Genomic DNA, 14,563 nt, shown 5'->3' on the forward strand with positions numbered 1-14,563 from the left:
GAGACTCATGCACAGGAAATACATGATCGCGCTGGCCGCTGCGCTGGCACTGTCCGGTACAGCCCAAGCGCACGGTGAGCGCCATGCCGGTGACGTCGAGCCGCGGCTGAAGGAACAGACCGGCTGGGGCATCGCCGCCGAAGCCGATGAGGCCACGCGCACACTGGAAGTCGTCATGAGCGACGACATGCGCTTCACGCCGGACAAGGTCGCCGTAAAGGCCGGCGAAACCCTGCGCATCGTCGTGAAGAACGCCGGGCAAGTAATGCACGAGCTGGTCATCGGCGACCGGGCCTCGCTGGCGGAGCACGCCCGGATGATGGTCAGGTTTCCGAACATGGAGCACGACGAGCCCTACATGGCTCACGTGCCGCCTGGCAAGACCGCCGAGATCGTGTGGACCTTCAACCGCAGCGGCAACTTCGAGTTTGCGTGCCTGATTCCCGGCCACTATCAGGCCGGCATGCTCGCAGCAGTCGAGGTTGCCGACCCAGTAGACGCCCACCACAAGCACTGAGGAAGCCCGATGAAGCGATTGATCCCCTTGCTGGCGCTGGCACTGCTGCCGGGGCTGGCCGCGGCCGAAGCGCAATTGCCGCTGGTCGATGCCGAAGTACGCCGCGTCGACGCGCAGGCCAACAAGCTGTCGCTGCGCCACCAGCAGATTCCCAACCTCGACATGCCGCCTATGAGCATGGTCTTCCAGGTCGCCGACCCGAACCTGCTCGAAGGCCTGAAGGCTGGCGACAAGGTGCGCGTGACCATCGACCAGATCGACGGCACCTACACCGTGCTGTCGGTTCAGCCGGCGGACTGAGCCAGTTCGCCCCGCGCCTGCCGCATCACCGCCCGGCCGGCGCTGATCGCCAGGCCGGCAATCAGCGCCGCCACCAGCAGATCCGGCCAGCGACTGCCGGTGCCGAACACGCCCAGCGCTGCCAGCAGCACGGCAACATTGCCGATGGCATCGTTACGGCTGCACAGCCACACCGAGCGCATGTCGGCATCGCCATCGCGGAAGGCATACAGCAGCGCTGCCACGCCGGCGTTGGCGGCCAGCGCCAGCACGGCGATGACACCCATCGTGAAGGCCTCCGGCGGCACGCCGGCATAGGCTGCCCAAAGCGTCTTGGCGATCACGAAGGCACCGAAAACCGCCATCGTCGCGCCCTTCACGAAGGCCGCGCGCGAGCGCCACACCAGGCCCATCGACAGCACCGTCAAGGACAGCCCGTAGTTGGCGGCATCCCCGGCGAAGTCCACCGCGTCGGCCAGCAGCGACACCGAACCGGCCGTCAGCCCACCGACAATCTCGACCCCGAACATCAGCGCATTGACCACCAGCGCGATCCACAACGCGCGACGATAGCGCGGGCTGACCGCCGCGCGCGGCGATGCGCAACCTGATTCGCAGCATCCTGCCATGCTCACTCCTTTCTCTGGTTTGTCGTGCCACAACCGCCGCCCAGATCACCGAGGATCGGGCAATCAGGGCGGTCATCGCCGTGACAGCTTCCCGCGAGCTGACGCAGCGTTCCGGCCATGTCCTGCAGCGCGGCGATGCGCGCTTCGAGCTCGCCCACATGTTCCAGCGCGATGCGCTTCACATCGGCGCTGGCACGCGATCTGTCGTGCCACAGCGCGAGCAGTTCGCGGATCGCATCAACACTGAAGCCGAGGTCGCGTGCCCGGCGCACGAAGCGCAGCACGTGCACGTCGTCCTCCGAATACACGCGGTAGGCGGTGTCGGTACGCCGCGCCGGTGGAATCAGCCCGACCGACTCGTAGTAGCGGATCATCTTTGCCGATACGCCCGAAGCGGCGGCGGCCTTGCCGATGTTCATGCCGGGGTCCTCCCCGTATCAAACCAGCGCAGACGCAAGGCATTGCTCAGCACGAAGACGCTCGACAGCGACATCGCCGCTGCCGCGAACACCGGTGACAACAACAGCCCGAAAGCCGGGTAGAACACGCCAGCCGCGAGCGGAATCAGCGCGGCGTTGTAGGCGAAAGCCCAGAACAGGTTCTGGCGGATATTGCGCATGGTCGCGCGCGACAGTGCGATGGCGCGCGGCACGCCAGCCAGATCGCCCGACATCAGCACCACGTCGGCGCTCTCGATGGCGATGTCGGTGCCCGAGCCGACGGCCATGCCCACGTCGGCCGAGGCCAACGCCGGTGCATCGTTGATGCCATCCCCAACGAAGACGATTCGCCGGCCCTCGCCACGCAGCCGTCCCAGCGCCTCGACCTTGCCGTCGGGCAGCACCTCGGCGGCCACATCGTCGATGCCGGCCAGGCGTGCGATGGCCTGCGCGGTGCGGGTGTTGTCGCCGGTCACCATCGCCACCTTCAGGCCCATCGCGTGCAGCGCGCGGATGGCCTCGACCGTGGTGTCCTTGAGCGGATCGGCCACCGCAACGATGGCGGCGAGCTGGCCGTCGATGGCGGCATATAGCGGGCTCTTGCCCTCGTCGCCGAGGCGTGCCGCTGTCTCTGCAAAGGCGGAAACGTCGAGCTCCAGCCCGCGCATCATGCGATCGGCGCCGACTTCCACGCAGCGTCCGGCAACCTGCGCCCGCACGCCATGCCCGGCGGTGGCCTCGAAATCTTCAGCCTCGGGGATGTCGAGGGCTGCCTCACGCGCGGCCGCAACAATGGCCTCGGCAATCGGGTGCTCGGAACGCCGCTCCACCGCAGCAACCAGTGCCAGCACCTCGTCGCGCGCGAAACCCTGCGCCGCGTCCAGATCGGTCAGTTGCGGCCGGCCCAGCGTCAGCGTGCCGGTCTTGTCGAAAGCCACGACGTCGACGCGCGACAGCTCCTGCAGCGCGTCGCCCTTGCGGAACAGCACGCCCATCGCTGCGGCGCGGCCGGTGGCCACCGTGATCGAGGTCGGCGTGGCGAGCCCCATCGCGCACGGGCAGGCGACGATCAGCACCGCCACGGCGCACACCAACGCAAAGCTCAGCGCGGGGGACGCACCGAAGATCATCCACGCCACAAAGGTCAGCAGGGCCACACCCATGACGATGGGCACGAACACCATCGTCACCTTGTCGACCAGCGCCTGGATGGGCAACTTGGCGCCTTGCGCGTGTTCGACCATGCGGATGATCTGCGCCAGCACCGTGTCGGCGCCGACCCGCGTGGTGCGAAAGGCCAGCGCGCCACGCGTGTTGAGCGTGCCGCCGACCACCTGCGCGCCGATCGCCTTCTCGACCGGCACCGGCTCGCCGGTGATCATGGATTCATCCACGAAGGACGCACCCTCGACCACCTCGCCGTCCACCGCGATCTTCTCGCCGGGGCGCACCTCGACGATGTCACCGACCACGACCTCGCCGATCGACAGCTCCACCGCGGCGCCGTCACGCCGCACGCGCGCGGTGCGTGGTGCAATCTTCATCAGGCGGCGGATGGCTTCCGAGGTGCGGCCCCGGGCGCGCGCCTCCAGCAAGCGGCCGACCAGGATCAGCGTGACGATCACCGCCGCCGCCTCGAAATAGACGTTGGCCGTACCCTCCGGCAACAGCCCCGGCGCGATCAGCGCCACCAGCGAATAGGCCCACGCCGCGCCCGTGCCGAGTGACACCAGCGCGTTCATGTCCGGTGCTGCGCGCAGCAGTGCCGGCACGCCCTTGCGGAAAAAGCGCAGACCGGGGCCGAACATCACGGCGGTAGTCAGCACGGCCTGGATCCAGCCGTTGGCGGTACGGCCCAGTGTGGCCATCACCCACTCGTGCATGCCCGGAATGAGGTGCGAGCCCATCTCCAGCACGAATACCGGCAGCGTCAGTGCAACAGCGATCCACACATCGCGGCGCAGATCGCGCTCCTCGGTGGCTGCCGCGGCCTCGCGTGCGCCCTCGGCAGCTTCGGCTGCCGGCTTTGCCTCGAAGCCGGCCTTCTTCACGGCCGCCACCAGCGCGGCCATCGGCACCTCTCCGGCGGACTCGACGCGCGCATTGCGCGCCGCCAGATTCACATTGGCCGCGACCACGCCCGGCACACGCAGCAGCACCTTCTCGACGCGCCCGACGCAGGCCGCGCAACTCATGCCTTCGATGTCGAGCACGGTTTCATCGCGCACAACTTCGTAACCGGCCTTCTCCACAGCCTGCACCAGCGCATCGAACGCGACCTCCGGCGCGGCGGTGACCGTCGCCGTCTCGGTAGCGAGATTCACGCTCGCGGCCTCCACACCCGGCACCTTCAGCAAGGCCTTCTCGACGTGAGCGACACACGAGGCGCAAGTCATGCCGCCCACGTGCAGACTGCGCGTATTCATCGCTGCGCCTCGGATACCGGCTCGGCGGTGTAGCCGGCGTCTTCAATGGCGCGTACCACCTCGCGCGCCTCCAGATCAGCCTGCACGCGCACGATCCCGGCGCTCTGATCGATCTCGACCTTGGCTTCGTCATCGACATTGGTGATCGCCGCCACGATCTTGCGCACGCAGCTGCCGCAACCGATTCCCGTAACCTTGAAACTTTGCATTTCGCACTCCGGCGATTGGTGACAAACCCAGTCTCTTCCTTACCACCATGGGAAGGTCAAGCACAAAAAGCAAGAGCCGCCCGTAGGCGGCTCTGCTGAAATTTCAATGCTCCACCACACCGGGCCTGCTCGTCCCTTCTTCTTCAAAGAGCAGGCGGCGCCTATCCGAACTGCAGCTTACGAATGCAGCACCGCCTCAACCCCCTCCATCGGCCCGAAGCCAACCGGCAGGATGTGCTCGACCCGACTGCGACCGATGGTGTCCTTGCACACCAACATCAGCATCTGGTCGCCCTCCAGCCCGGCCGGGACGACCATGCGGCCACCCGGCTTCAACTGGTTGAGCAGCATGTGCGGAATCATCTCGGGCGCACAGGTGACCAGAATGCGGTCGTACGGCGCATGCGCCGACAAGCCGTTGGCGCCATTGCCGCCAAGCACCACGACGTTGGCACAACCGTGGTGCGCCAGCCGCTCGGCCGCCTGCGCCGCCAGCTCATCGACGAATTCCATCGAATACACCTTGCGCGCGAGCTTCGACAGGATCGCCGCGTGATAGCCCAGACCGGTACCGACTTCCAACACCGTGTGATACGGCTCGACCTGCAGCAGATCGGTCATCGTCGCGATGATGAGCGGGTTGGAAATGGTCTTCTCGAAGCCGATCGACAGCGGCCGCACCTCGTAGGCGTAGTGCTGCAACTCCTGCGGCACGAATTCATGCCGCGGCGTGGCGCGCATGGCATTGAGCACGCGCTCATCAAATTCGTCGTGGCCGAGTTGTTCGGACATCAGGAGCGCACCGAGGGAAATCTCGGTGAGCATGGCTTCGTTCAGGACTGCGTGGAAATTGCTCATCAGTTCAACCGGGCTCTTCGCGACACGCTTCGATTATTTCACGCGAGGAGATCACTGCAACCCGCCTCCCCCGCTCAAAGCGCATCAGCCCTCGGCAGCGGCCTCTTCGATCAGCCAGTCGCGGAAGCTCACCACCTGCGGCGTATCCGCAACGTTCTCTGGCGACACGATGTAATACGAGAAGCCGCAACGAATGCTGATGTCAAACGGCGCCACCAGCCGCCCGGTGGCGATCTCGCCTTCGACGATCTGTTTGGCCAGCAGCGCGACGCCGAGGCCGTCGATGGCGGCCGAAATCGCCAGTCCGGAGTTGGAGAAGTGCGGGCCGGCAACCCGCACGCCGTGCACACCGGCCGCGGCCAGCCACGATTCCCAGCGCGGGCGGAGCGCCCGATCGGGGATGGTTTCGTCGTGGATCAGCGCGAAGTGGCGCAGGTCTTCGGGCTTGTTGAGCGGGATGCGTCGCTGCAGCAGCGCAGGGCTGCACACGGCGGTGTATTCGGGCTCGAACAACTGATCGGTGCGCACGCCGACATAGTTGCCCCGACCGTAGCGCACCCACACCTGCGGTACGTCGCGGTTGCGGCCACGCCGCTGGTCGGCGTCGTCGCTGTTGTGGGTGCTTTGCTGCGCCGACGAATCGATGGCCTTGATCGAGCCGCGCAGATACAGCTCGATGTTGGGTTCGCGCTCGTTGTAGCGCCACAGGCGGGGCATCATCCAGCGCTGCGCGAAGGATGGCGGGGCCACCACACGCAGGCGAGCGCCGGGTTTCATGCTGCGCACGTCAGCAACGGCGGAGGCGAAGCAATCCATGCCTTCGCGCACCTTGGGCAGCATGGCTTCGCCTTCGGTGGTGAGTTCGAGCGCGCGGGTCAGGCGGCGAAAGAGTTCGACGCCGAGAAACTCTTCGAGGCCGCGAATCTGGTGGCTGACAGCCGTCGGCGTGACGGACAGCTCTTCGGCAGCGTCCTTGAAACTCAGGTGGCGGGCGGCGACCTCAAAGGTACGCAGGGCATTCAGGGGTGGCAGGCGGTCGGTCATGTATGTTCGCTCATGGATGAGTTCAGCTCATCCGTCGAGTGACAATACATCGTTTGTTGCGCCGCGTCATGCTTTGTACATTTCATCCCGTGCTTACACGATGAGCTCAAAGGAGAGAAAGACATGTACGACGAAAACATCGACGTGACCCACATCATTGTCGCCGCGCACCAAATGCGCAACCAGATCATCGCGGACTTGCTCCGCACTGCCGTCCAGCGCGTTCGTGACGCCGTTCGCAACGCTGCTCCCGGCCTGAAACACCACCACGCTGCCTGAGCGGCGCGGTTTTTAGAACTCCGTCGGCGCCCGATTCTCCCTCCTCCGTCGGGCGACGACTTGTTGAGTCACAGGTTTTGCTCAACCTGTGCGGTTGTCCTCCCCTGACCCCGGCCGCGCGCCTCGCGCCAGCCGGGGTATTTTTTTATGCTCAAGCCTGCGGCACCCGCAACTCAGCGAGCCTCGGCCGAAGCACCCACGGCTTTCAGCGCACCCGCCAGATCAACATCGTCCGGCCCCAACACACGCAGCAAGCGCCCGCGGGCGTCGATCAGGGCCACGCTCGGCACGCTGCGCACACCAAAAGCTGCAAACGCCGCCCCGCCCTCGTCCAGCACGAGCGGCGTACGGATCTGGTTGGTGGCTCCATACTCGCGCAGCTCTTCCGCTGTGGTCCACAGATCCGACGCCACCGTTAGCCACTCGATGTCACCGCGACCAGCCAGCGCATCCACCTGGGTACGTACGCGCTTGCACGCCTCGGCAGTCTGCGGACGCCGCTCTGCCACATACCACTCGCACCACGCCGCCGTGAATACCAGCCCGCGCGGCTTGCCATTGCGGGCGCCCGGCCACTGCACGGCTTGGCCGTCCAGCGTCCGCAACACAACGCCGGTCACGTCGTCGCCGGGTTTGAATGCCTTGAGTTTCGGCAGCTCCGGCACCTCACCGGCCGAAACCGCAGCGGACTGGGCGATGGCCTGGCGGAGTGCGGCATGCAGCTTCTCGTCGTCGCGGTGGCCGACGTGCATGATGCGGCCGTCGCGCCCCACGACCAGATGCTGCGGCGTGACGCGCAGGTTCAGCGCACGTGCGAGCCGACCGTCATCAATCACGATGGGCATGCGCATATCCAGCTTTTCGCGATAGCGCTGGACGGCCGCGAGGTCGTCATTGAACCCGGTGTTTAGCGCAATCACCTCCAACTCGTCGCCGAGCCCGGCGTGGATGGCGTTGAAATCAGGCATCTGGGCCAAGCACGGGGCGCACCATGTTGCCCAGAACTTCAGATATACCGGCCGCTTGCCGCGAAAGGCGCTGATGTCGATGCGCTTGCCATCGATCGTCTTGAGCTCCAGCGCCGGCAGGCGTTGGCCAATCAAGCCGGCACCCGCGATGGCGGCCCGGCGCTCGCCCTCTTCGGAATAGTCCGGCTCGCCCTGATCGGCTGCCATGGCCGCACTCAAAGTCAGTGCAACCAACCCGGCAAGCAACAGACGCAGCAGAACACTCATGGCGAAACCTCCGAAGGGTGTACAGCGGAGCCTGTACGAGGGGTGGATGATGCGGCCTCCGCGGGCCGCCACGGCCACGCCGGAAACCGGAAACACTTCAGCCCTGGCGGCGCGAGCCGCCGCTGCGCGTACCGTTCGCACGCGAGGCAGGCTTGCCGTGCGACGGCCGGGCTGAGCTTTTCTCGTGCGTCTTGCGCGGCGTCGGCAGCGGCAACGGACGTGCGCCGACCGGTTGGTGATGCGGCACCAGCTGATCCGGCCGGTTGCCGATCAGGTCGGCGCGGCCCATGGCCTTGAGGCCCTCGCGGATCAGCGGCCAGTTGTCGGAGTCGTGCCAGCGCAGCAAGGCCTTGTGGAACTTGCGCGTCTTGCCGGAGCGCGCCGTCTCGACGGTTTCGGAGTCAGCCGTGACCTTGCGCAGCGGGTTCTTGCGCGAGTGGTACATGGTGGTCGCCATGGCCATCGGCGTGGGCATGAAAGTCTGCACCTGATCGGGGCGGAAGCCATTGCTCTTGAGCCACAGCGCCAGATTGAGCATGTCCTCGTCGGTACTGCCCGGGTGGGCCGCGATGAAGTACGGCACGAGATGCTGCTTCTTGCCCGCTTCGGCCGAGTACTTGTCGAACATCTTGCGGAAGGCGTCGTAGCTGCCGATGCCCGGCTTCATCATCTTGGAGAGCGTGGCCTCCTCGGTGTGCTCGGGCGCGATCTTGAGCAGGCCGCTGACGTGGTGGGTGACCAGCTCCTTGACGTACTCGGGCGAGCGCACGGCCAGGTCGTAGCGCAGGCCGGAACCGATGGTCACGCGTTTAACGCCCGGAATCGCGCGCGCCTTGCGGTACAGCGAGATCAGAGGCGCGTGGTCGGTGTTGAGGTTTTCGCAGATGCCCGGATACACGCAGGACAGACGGCGACACGACTGCTCGATCTTCTCGTCCTTGCAGGCCATGCGGTACATGTTGGCGGTGGGGCCGCCCATGTCGCTGATGTGGCCCTTGAAGTCGGGGATCTTGTCGCGGATGTCCTTGATCTCGTTGAGGATGGACTCTTCCGAGCGGCTCTGGATGATGCGCCCCTCGTGCTCGGTGATCGAGCAGAAGGTACAGCCGCCAAAGCAGCCGCGCATGATGTTGATCGAGAACTTGATCATGTCCCAGGCCGGGATACGCGCGTCGCCGTAAGCAGGGTGCGGAGCGCGGGCATACGGCAAGCCGTAGACGAAATCCATCTCGGGCGTGGTGAGCGGAATCGGCGGCGGGTTAAGCCACACGTCGCGCCGGCCCGGCCCCTCGCCATGCGCCTGCACCATGGCACGGGCGTTGCCGGGGTTGGATTCGAGGTGGAACACGCGCGAGGCGTGGGCGTACATCACCGGATCGGCGCTGACCTGCTCGTACGACGGCAGGCGGATGGCGGTCTTCGCGCGGGCGGCACGGCGCGTGGCCACGCGCTCGGCCAGCGGCACGATACGCACGGCCTGAACCACGCCGGTGTTTGCGCCGTCAGTGCTACAGGAGGCGCCACTCTTGGGCTCCGGCTCCATCGCGTAGGGATCGGCATGCGGCTCAATCCGCCCCGGGCGATCGAGTGCGAGTGAATCCACCTCGGCCCAGTCGTCGCCCGGCAGCCAGCCCGGCTTGACCATGAAGGCCGTGCCGCGCAGGTCGCGAATTTCCTTGATGTCCTCACCGGCGTCGAGCCGGTGTGCCAGATCAACCAGCGCGCGCTCGGCGTTGCCGAAGATCAGCAGATCGGCCTTGGAATCGGGCAGCACCGAGCGGCGCACCTTGTCCGACCAGTAATCGTAATGCGCGATACGGCGCAGGCTCGCCTCGATGCTGCCGACCACTACATTGGCGTCCGGAAAGGCTTCGCGAGCGCGCTGGGCGTACACCGTGACGGCGCGGTCAGGCCGCTTGCCGGCCTCGGCGTTGGGCGTATAGGCGTCGTCGGAGCGGATCTTGCGGTCGGCCGTGTAGCGGTTGACCATCGAATCCATGTTGCCAGCCGTCAGCCCGAAGAACAGACGCGGCTTGCCGAGCGCGCGGAAAGGCTCGGCGCTGGTCCAGTCCGGCTGGCTGATGATGCCGACGCGAAAACCGTGCGCTTCGAGCATGCGCCCGACCAGCGCCATGCCGAAGCTGGGGTGGTCGAGGTAGGCGTCGCCGGTCACCACGATCACATCGCACTGATCCCAGCCAAGCGCATCCATCTCCTGGCGCGACATCGGCAGGAAAGGGGCGGGGCGGGAAGGCGGACGGGCGCGCGACTGGATCGACGCGGGGGCACTGCTTTCGGCTAACACGGGAAGACCTGCTGCGGGGTTCAAGGCCGTGATTCTACGCGGTTTTTGTTAGCGGCGCGGGCGATGCAATGCTGGTGCCGGCCTGCGCTACGCGGCGCCTGCGGGCGCCGTCCGCTTACGCCCCATCGCCAGCCGGTAGATCAGCGGAACCGCGAACAGCGTGAGCACCGTCGAGAAGCCCAAGCCCCACACGATGCTGGCCGCCACCGGACCCCACATCAGCGATTTTCCGCCCAGCCCGACCGCCAGCGAGAAGAGGCCGCCGATGGTGGTGATCGAGGTGATCAGAATCGGCACGACGCGACGGCGTGCGGCGTAGATGGCGGCGTGCTGCACGCTCATGCCGAGGCGGACGCGCTCATTGGCGGCGTCGATCAACACGATGGCCGAATTCACCGCGATGCCGGTCAGCGCGATCACGCCATACAGCGTGTACAGCGACAGCGGATTGTTCGAGATCAGCAGCCCGAGGATCACGCCGGTGAAAGCCAGCGGCACGGTGGCGAGAATCATCATCGGCTGCCAGTAGCTGCGGAACTGGGTCGCGAGGATCAGGTAGATCAGGCCCACGCCGAAGGCGAACAACCGCGCCATGGAGTCCAGGCTTTCCTGGATGTCGTCGAGCTCGCCGGAGAAATCCAGCGTGACATTCGGGAAGCTCGCCTGCAGCTCGGCCCAGCGCGCCTTGAGCTGGTTGTTGGCGGCCAGCGTGTCGATCTGCTCGCGATCCAGATCGGCCTCGACGGTGATCGCGCGCTTGAACTGATAGTGACGGATGTAGCCCTTGGAGACGCGCGTCTGCGCGTCGACCAGATCACCCAACTGCACGCTGCGCCCGTCGGGCAGCGGCACCGGGCGCTGCAGGATTTCGGTGACGTCGATCAGCGATTCGGGGCGGGCGCGCACGATGACTTCCATCTTCTCGCCCTGGTCGCGCGTGACGCCCACCACCTCGCCCTCGCCGTACAGGCGCAGCAGGCGCGCCACCTCGCCGGCCGGCACGCCGGCGCGCGCGAGCTTCTCGCGGTTGGGGATGAGCCGCAGTTCGTTGCGCCCGGCCACGTCGTCGTCAGTGACGTCGCGCGTGCCGGGGATGTCGCGCACGGCGCCGATCAGCGCGTCGGCCGCGGCGCGCAACTCGGCGTAGTCGTCGCCCTTGATCTTGACGCTGATCGGCTTGGAGGTCGGCGGGCCGCCCTTGAGTTCGAGGAAGGCAAAGCGCCCCTCGCCGTTCAAGGCTTCGATTTCGGGGCGCAGGCGCTCGATGATCTCGCCGGTTTCGGCCATGTCGCCGTAACGCGGCGCGAGCGAGACGATGACCTGGCCGTACTGGTCGCCATACAGCGGCTCGGTTTCGGTGAACTTGGTGCCGGCCGAGGCCACCAGCCCGCGCATGTCTTCGTCGCTGACCCGCCCCCGCACGATCTCGGCGGCGCGCTCTGCCTGGGCCAGCGTGCGCTCCAGCGCCACGCCCGGCGGCATGTCGACGTTGATGTAGAACAGCCGCACCGAGTCGAAGGCGAAGAACTGCATCTTCACGACGCCGCTACCGACCGCGCCGACGGCGGCGACGATGGTGACCAGCACCACCGCCAGCGCGGTCTTGGGCCGGCGCATCACCGCCACCAGCAGGCGCGAATATTTGACGCGCACCTTGTGCGTGAAGCGCTCGCGCAGGCGTTGGGCGCGACTGGGTTTGCGCGTGAAGTCCGGGCGCACCGCCAGCACGTGCGAGGGCAATATCCAGAAGGCCTCGAACAGGCTGATCAGCAGCGCCACGGTGACCACGAAAGGCACGACGAACATGAAGTCGCCGAGGATGCCGGGCAGCAACATCAGCGGCAGAAAGGCCGCAATGGTGGTCAGCACCGACGAAAGCACCGGCGCGCCAACCTCGGCAACGCCGCCGATCACCGCGTCGAGTGGCGCCTCGTCACGCTGCAGCCGGTAGTAGATGGCCTCGACCACCACCACCGCGTCGTCCACCACCATGCCGAGCACGATGACGACGCCCAGCAGCACGGTGAGGTTGAGCGTGGAGCCGATGCCGTCGACCACCAGAAACGCCCCTGCCAGCGAGAACGGAATGCCGATGGCCACCAGCAAGGCGATGCGACTGCCGAGGAACAGCCAGCACATGCCGAGCACCGCAATCAGGCCCAGCAGCGCGTTCGATTCCATGATGCCGATGGCGCTGCGCGTCTGGTAGGTCTGGTCGTCTACGGTGACCAGCTGCACGCCCTGCCCGTGCAGCAGCGGATTGCGCTCGGTCGCGAAGGCTTCGAGCCGGCCGACCAGTTCCAGCGTGTTGGCATCGGGCTGCTTGGTGATCGACAGCAGGATGGCCGGCTGGCCGTTGTAGGCGACCAGCTGGGTGGTGCGCTCGTGGCCGCGCGCCACGCGCCCGACCTCGCCCAGCGCGACGCGCCCTTCCGGCGTGACGATGGCTGCGCCCGCCAGCACCTGCGGATCGGCCGTCTTGCCCTCCATGCGCACCAGCCACTCGCCATCCTGCACGCGCACCCGCCCACCCAGCGTGTTGCGGAACCAGCCGCTCACGCCGTCGGCAATCTGGATCGGCGACAAGCCGGTGGCGGCGACGCGCTCGGGATCGAAATCGACGTGCAGCTCGGGCTCGTCCAGCCCCAGCGCCATCACCTGGTCGACGCCGGCGAGTTGTTCGATGTCCTTCTTCAGTGTGAAGGCCGCGCGGCGCAGCGTCTCGCCGCCGGCCGGCGCGTACACCGCCATCATCGCGGTGGGGAAACCGTTGGATGAGGTGATCTCGAGTACCACCGGATCGGTGGCGTCAAACGGCAGTTCGGCCGAGGCCTTGTTCTGGATCTCGCGGCGCAGGTCGTTGATGCGGCGGTCGAACAGACGCTCGCTGATGTCCTCGAAGCGCACCAGGATCGACGACACGCCCTCGCGGCTCGATGAGGACACGAACTTGATGTCCTTCACCTGCGCCAGCGAATCTTCGAGCGGACCGGTCAGTTCGCGCTCGATGTCCTCAGCCGAGGCTCCGGGCAGCGCGGTGGTGATGTTGACCCAGTTGAAGTTGATCTCCGGGTCCTGCGCGCGCGGCATCGTCACATAGCTGAAGATGCCGCCGAAGATGACCAGCGCAAAGGCGATATTGGCGAGCGGATGATTGGTGATCAGGCGCTCGAACACAGCCCTCACTTCCCGCCCCCGTTGCCATTACGCGGCGGCAGATCGAGACTGAAGCGGCCTTCATCGACCAGCAGCGTATCCGCCGGCAGGTCCACCGCCACCGGCCGGCCCAGTTCGGCCTGGGGCAGCGGCTGGAACACCGGCTTGCCGTCGCGCGCCAGCCATACGCCGAGTGTGCCGTTGCGCTGCTGCACCCAGGTCGGCGGCAGATGCGCTTGCGGGCTGGCCCAACGCAGCTCTCCGGCCAGCCCGGGTGACAGTTCGGCGGGGGACGAGAACACCACCTCGCGCGCCTGCCCGGCCGCGGACACCAGCGGTGACACGCGCACCAGCCGCAGCTCCGCCTCGGCTTCGCCGGCCACCAGACGCCAGCTCTTTGCCGCCCGCAGCCCCTCCACCTGCCCGGCCGGCACACGGGCGTGCACCTCGACACCGTCGTCCGCTGCAAACACCAGCAGCGGCGTGCCGGGTGCGGCGAGATCACCAACGCTGGCAATGCGCTCGCGCACCGTGCCGTCGAAAGGCGCGCGGATCACCGTGCGCGCAAGCGCCAACCGCGCAGCTTCCAGGCCCTGCCGCGTGGCAGTGAGTTCGCTCTTGAGCACGGCCAGCTCGGTGCGACGCACGCGCAGGCCGTCCTGGCTGATGAAGCCGCGCGCGGCCAGCGTCTCCGACTGGGCGAGCTGCGCCTCGGCGAGCTTGAGGCGGTTGGCCACCAGATCGACCTGCGCCCGCGTGCGCTCGACCTCGACGCGGTAGCTGGCCGGGTCCAGCCGCACCAGTTCGGCGCCCCGCGCCACTCGCTCGCCGACCCGTGCCGGCATGGCCTCGACACGCGCAGACACCTCGGCCGAGATACGCGCCTCGTCGGCCGCCACGACTTCAGCCGGCGCGCGAAATTCGGGATGCACCGACACGTCCGCCAGCACGCGCGTAGTCCAGTCGGCCGCACCCACTGCGGGCGACAGCATGAACAGCAGGAGATAGAGCAAAGGCTTCAGCATCGGCAACGCCCCCGGAGCGGGGGACCTGGCTCACGCAAATGGAATGACGCGATTGTCCGTCGGCCGGGACGTGGCGTCCACAGCAGCTTTGTGACCGGTTGCCGCACGCGGGCGGACTTGCGTCATGACTGATTCATGGTCCATACCACCAGAAGCAACTG

The 14,563-nt window shown here is 66.8% G+C and carries 13 protein-coding genes; 3 read left to right on the forward strand and 10 right to left on the reverse strand.

What is annotated here, in order from left to right; genetic code table 11:
• The first annotated feature begins 7 nt into the window (after nt 1-7).
• Complete coding sequence (locus AC6H0N_RS14490; protein ID WP_497574834.1) at nt 8-517, forward strand: cupredoxin domain-containing protein; 510 nt, start codon at nt 8-10, stop codon at nt 515-517.
• A 9-nt stretch (nt 518-526) separates the two neighbouring features.
• Nucleotides 527-817, forward strand: a complete 291-nt coding sequence (locus AC6H0N_RS14495; RefSeq protein ID WP_497574835.1) for a copper-binding protein — start codon at nt 527-529, stop codon at nt 815-817.
• Here AC6H0N_RS14495 and AC6H0N_RS14500 read toward each other — a convergent pair.
• The 6 genes from AC6H0N_RS14500 to gcvA all read right to left on the reverse strand — a co-directional run bounded on the left by AC6H0N_RS14500 (nt 802) and on the right by gcvA (nt 6,402).
• Nucleotides 802-1,425, reverse strand: a complete 624-nt coding sequence (locus tag AC6H0N_RS14500) for a cation efflux transmembrane domain-containing protein (RefSeq protein ID WP_497574836.1) — start codon at nt 1,423-1,425, stop codon at nt 802-804. The genes AC6H0N_RS14495 and AC6H0N_RS14500 overlap by 16 nt on opposite strands.
• Nucleotides 1,426-1,427: 2 nt before the next feature.
• Nucleotides 1,428-1,844 carry a Cu(I)-responsive transcriptional regulator gene (cueR, locus tag AC6H0N_RS14505; protein ID WP_497574837.1) on the reverse strand — a complete coding sequence of 139 codons (417 nt, stop codon included), beginning with the start codon at nt 1,842-1,844 and terminating at the stop codon, nt 1,428-1,430.
• Nucleotides 1,841-4,291, reverse strand: coding sequence for a heavy metal translocating P-type ATPase (locus tag AC6H0N_RS14510; RefSeq protein ID WP_497574838.1), 2,451 nt, complete (start codon nt 4,289-4,291; stop codon nt 1,841-1,843). The genes cueR and AC6H0N_RS14510 overlap by 4 nt, the downstream gene beginning before the upstream one ends.
• Nucleotides 4,288-4,500: a heavy-metal-associated domain-containing protein gene (locus tag AC6H0N_RS14515; protein ID WP_497574839.1), complete on the reverse strand. Its 213-nt coding sequence runs from the start codon at nt 4,498-4,500 to the stop codon at nt 4,288-4,290. Before AC6H0N_RS14515 ends, AC6H0N_RS14510 begins: the two co-directional genes overlap by 4 nt.
• A 177-nt stretch (nt 4,501-4,677) precedes the next feature.
• Nucleotides 4,678-5,358, reverse strand: a complete 681-nt coding sequence (locus tag AC6H0N_RS14520; RefSeq protein ID WP_497574840.1) for a protein-L-isoaspartate(D-aspartate) O-methyltransferase — start codon at nt 5,356-5,358, stop codon at nt 4,678-4,680.
• Between the two features lie 84 nt (nt 5,359-5,442).
• Complete coding sequence (gcvA, locus tag AC6H0N_RS14525) at nt 5,443-6,402, reverse strand: transcriptional regulator GcvA (protein ID WP_497574841.1); 960 nt, start codon at nt 6,400-6,402, stop codon at nt 5,443-5,445.
• A gap of 123 nt (nt 6,403-6,525) precedes the next feature.
• On the opposite strand from gcvA, the gene AC6H0N_RS14530 reads away from it, so the two are divergent.
• A complete protein-coding gene (locus AC6H0N_RS14530; protein WP_497574842.1) occupies nt 6,526-6,681 on the forward strand; it encodes an RSP_7527 family protein in 156 nt (51 codons plus the stop codon).
• Between the two features lie 173 nt (nt 6,682-6,854).
• Here AC6H0N_RS14530 and AC6H0N_RS14535 read toward each other — a convergent pair whose 3' ends face one another.
• The 4 genes from AC6H0N_RS14535 to AC6H0N_RS14550 form a co-directional block, all read right to left on the reverse strand.
• Nucleotides 6,855-7,916, reverse strand: coding sequence for a TlpA family protein disulfide reductase (locus tag AC6H0N_RS14535; protein WP_497574843.1), 1,062 nt, complete (start codon nt 7,914-7,916; stop codon nt 6,855-6,857).
• Nucleotides 7,917-8,013: 97 nt separating this feature from the next.
• Nucleotides 8,014-10,143 carry a YgiQ family radical SAM protein gene (locus AC6H0N_RS14540; protein WP_497575032.1) on the reverse strand — a complete coding sequence of 710 codons (2,130 nt, stop codon included), beginning with the start codon at nt 10,141-10,143 and terminating at the stop codon, nt 8,014-8,016.
• Between the two features lie 165 nt (nt 10,144-10,308).
• Complete coding sequence (locus tag AC6H0N_RS14545) at nt 10,309-13,407, reverse strand: efflux RND transporter permease subunit (RefSeq protein ID WP_497574844.1); 3,099 nt, start codon at nt 13,405-13,407, stop codon at nt 10,309-10,311.
• Nucleotides 13,404-14,402 (reverse strand): efflux RND transporter periplasmic adaptor subunit, encoded by a 999-nt coding sequence (locus AC6H0N_RS14550; RefSeq protein ID WP_497574845.1) that lies wholly within the window; start codon nt 14,400-14,402, stop codon nt 13,404-13,406. The genes AC6H0N_RS14545 and AC6H0N_RS14550 overlap by 4 nt, the downstream gene beginning before the upstream one ends.
• Nucleotides 14,403-14,563 lie beyond the last annotated feature (161 nt).

Source organism: Pseudazoarcus sp. NS34, assembly GCF_059703725.1.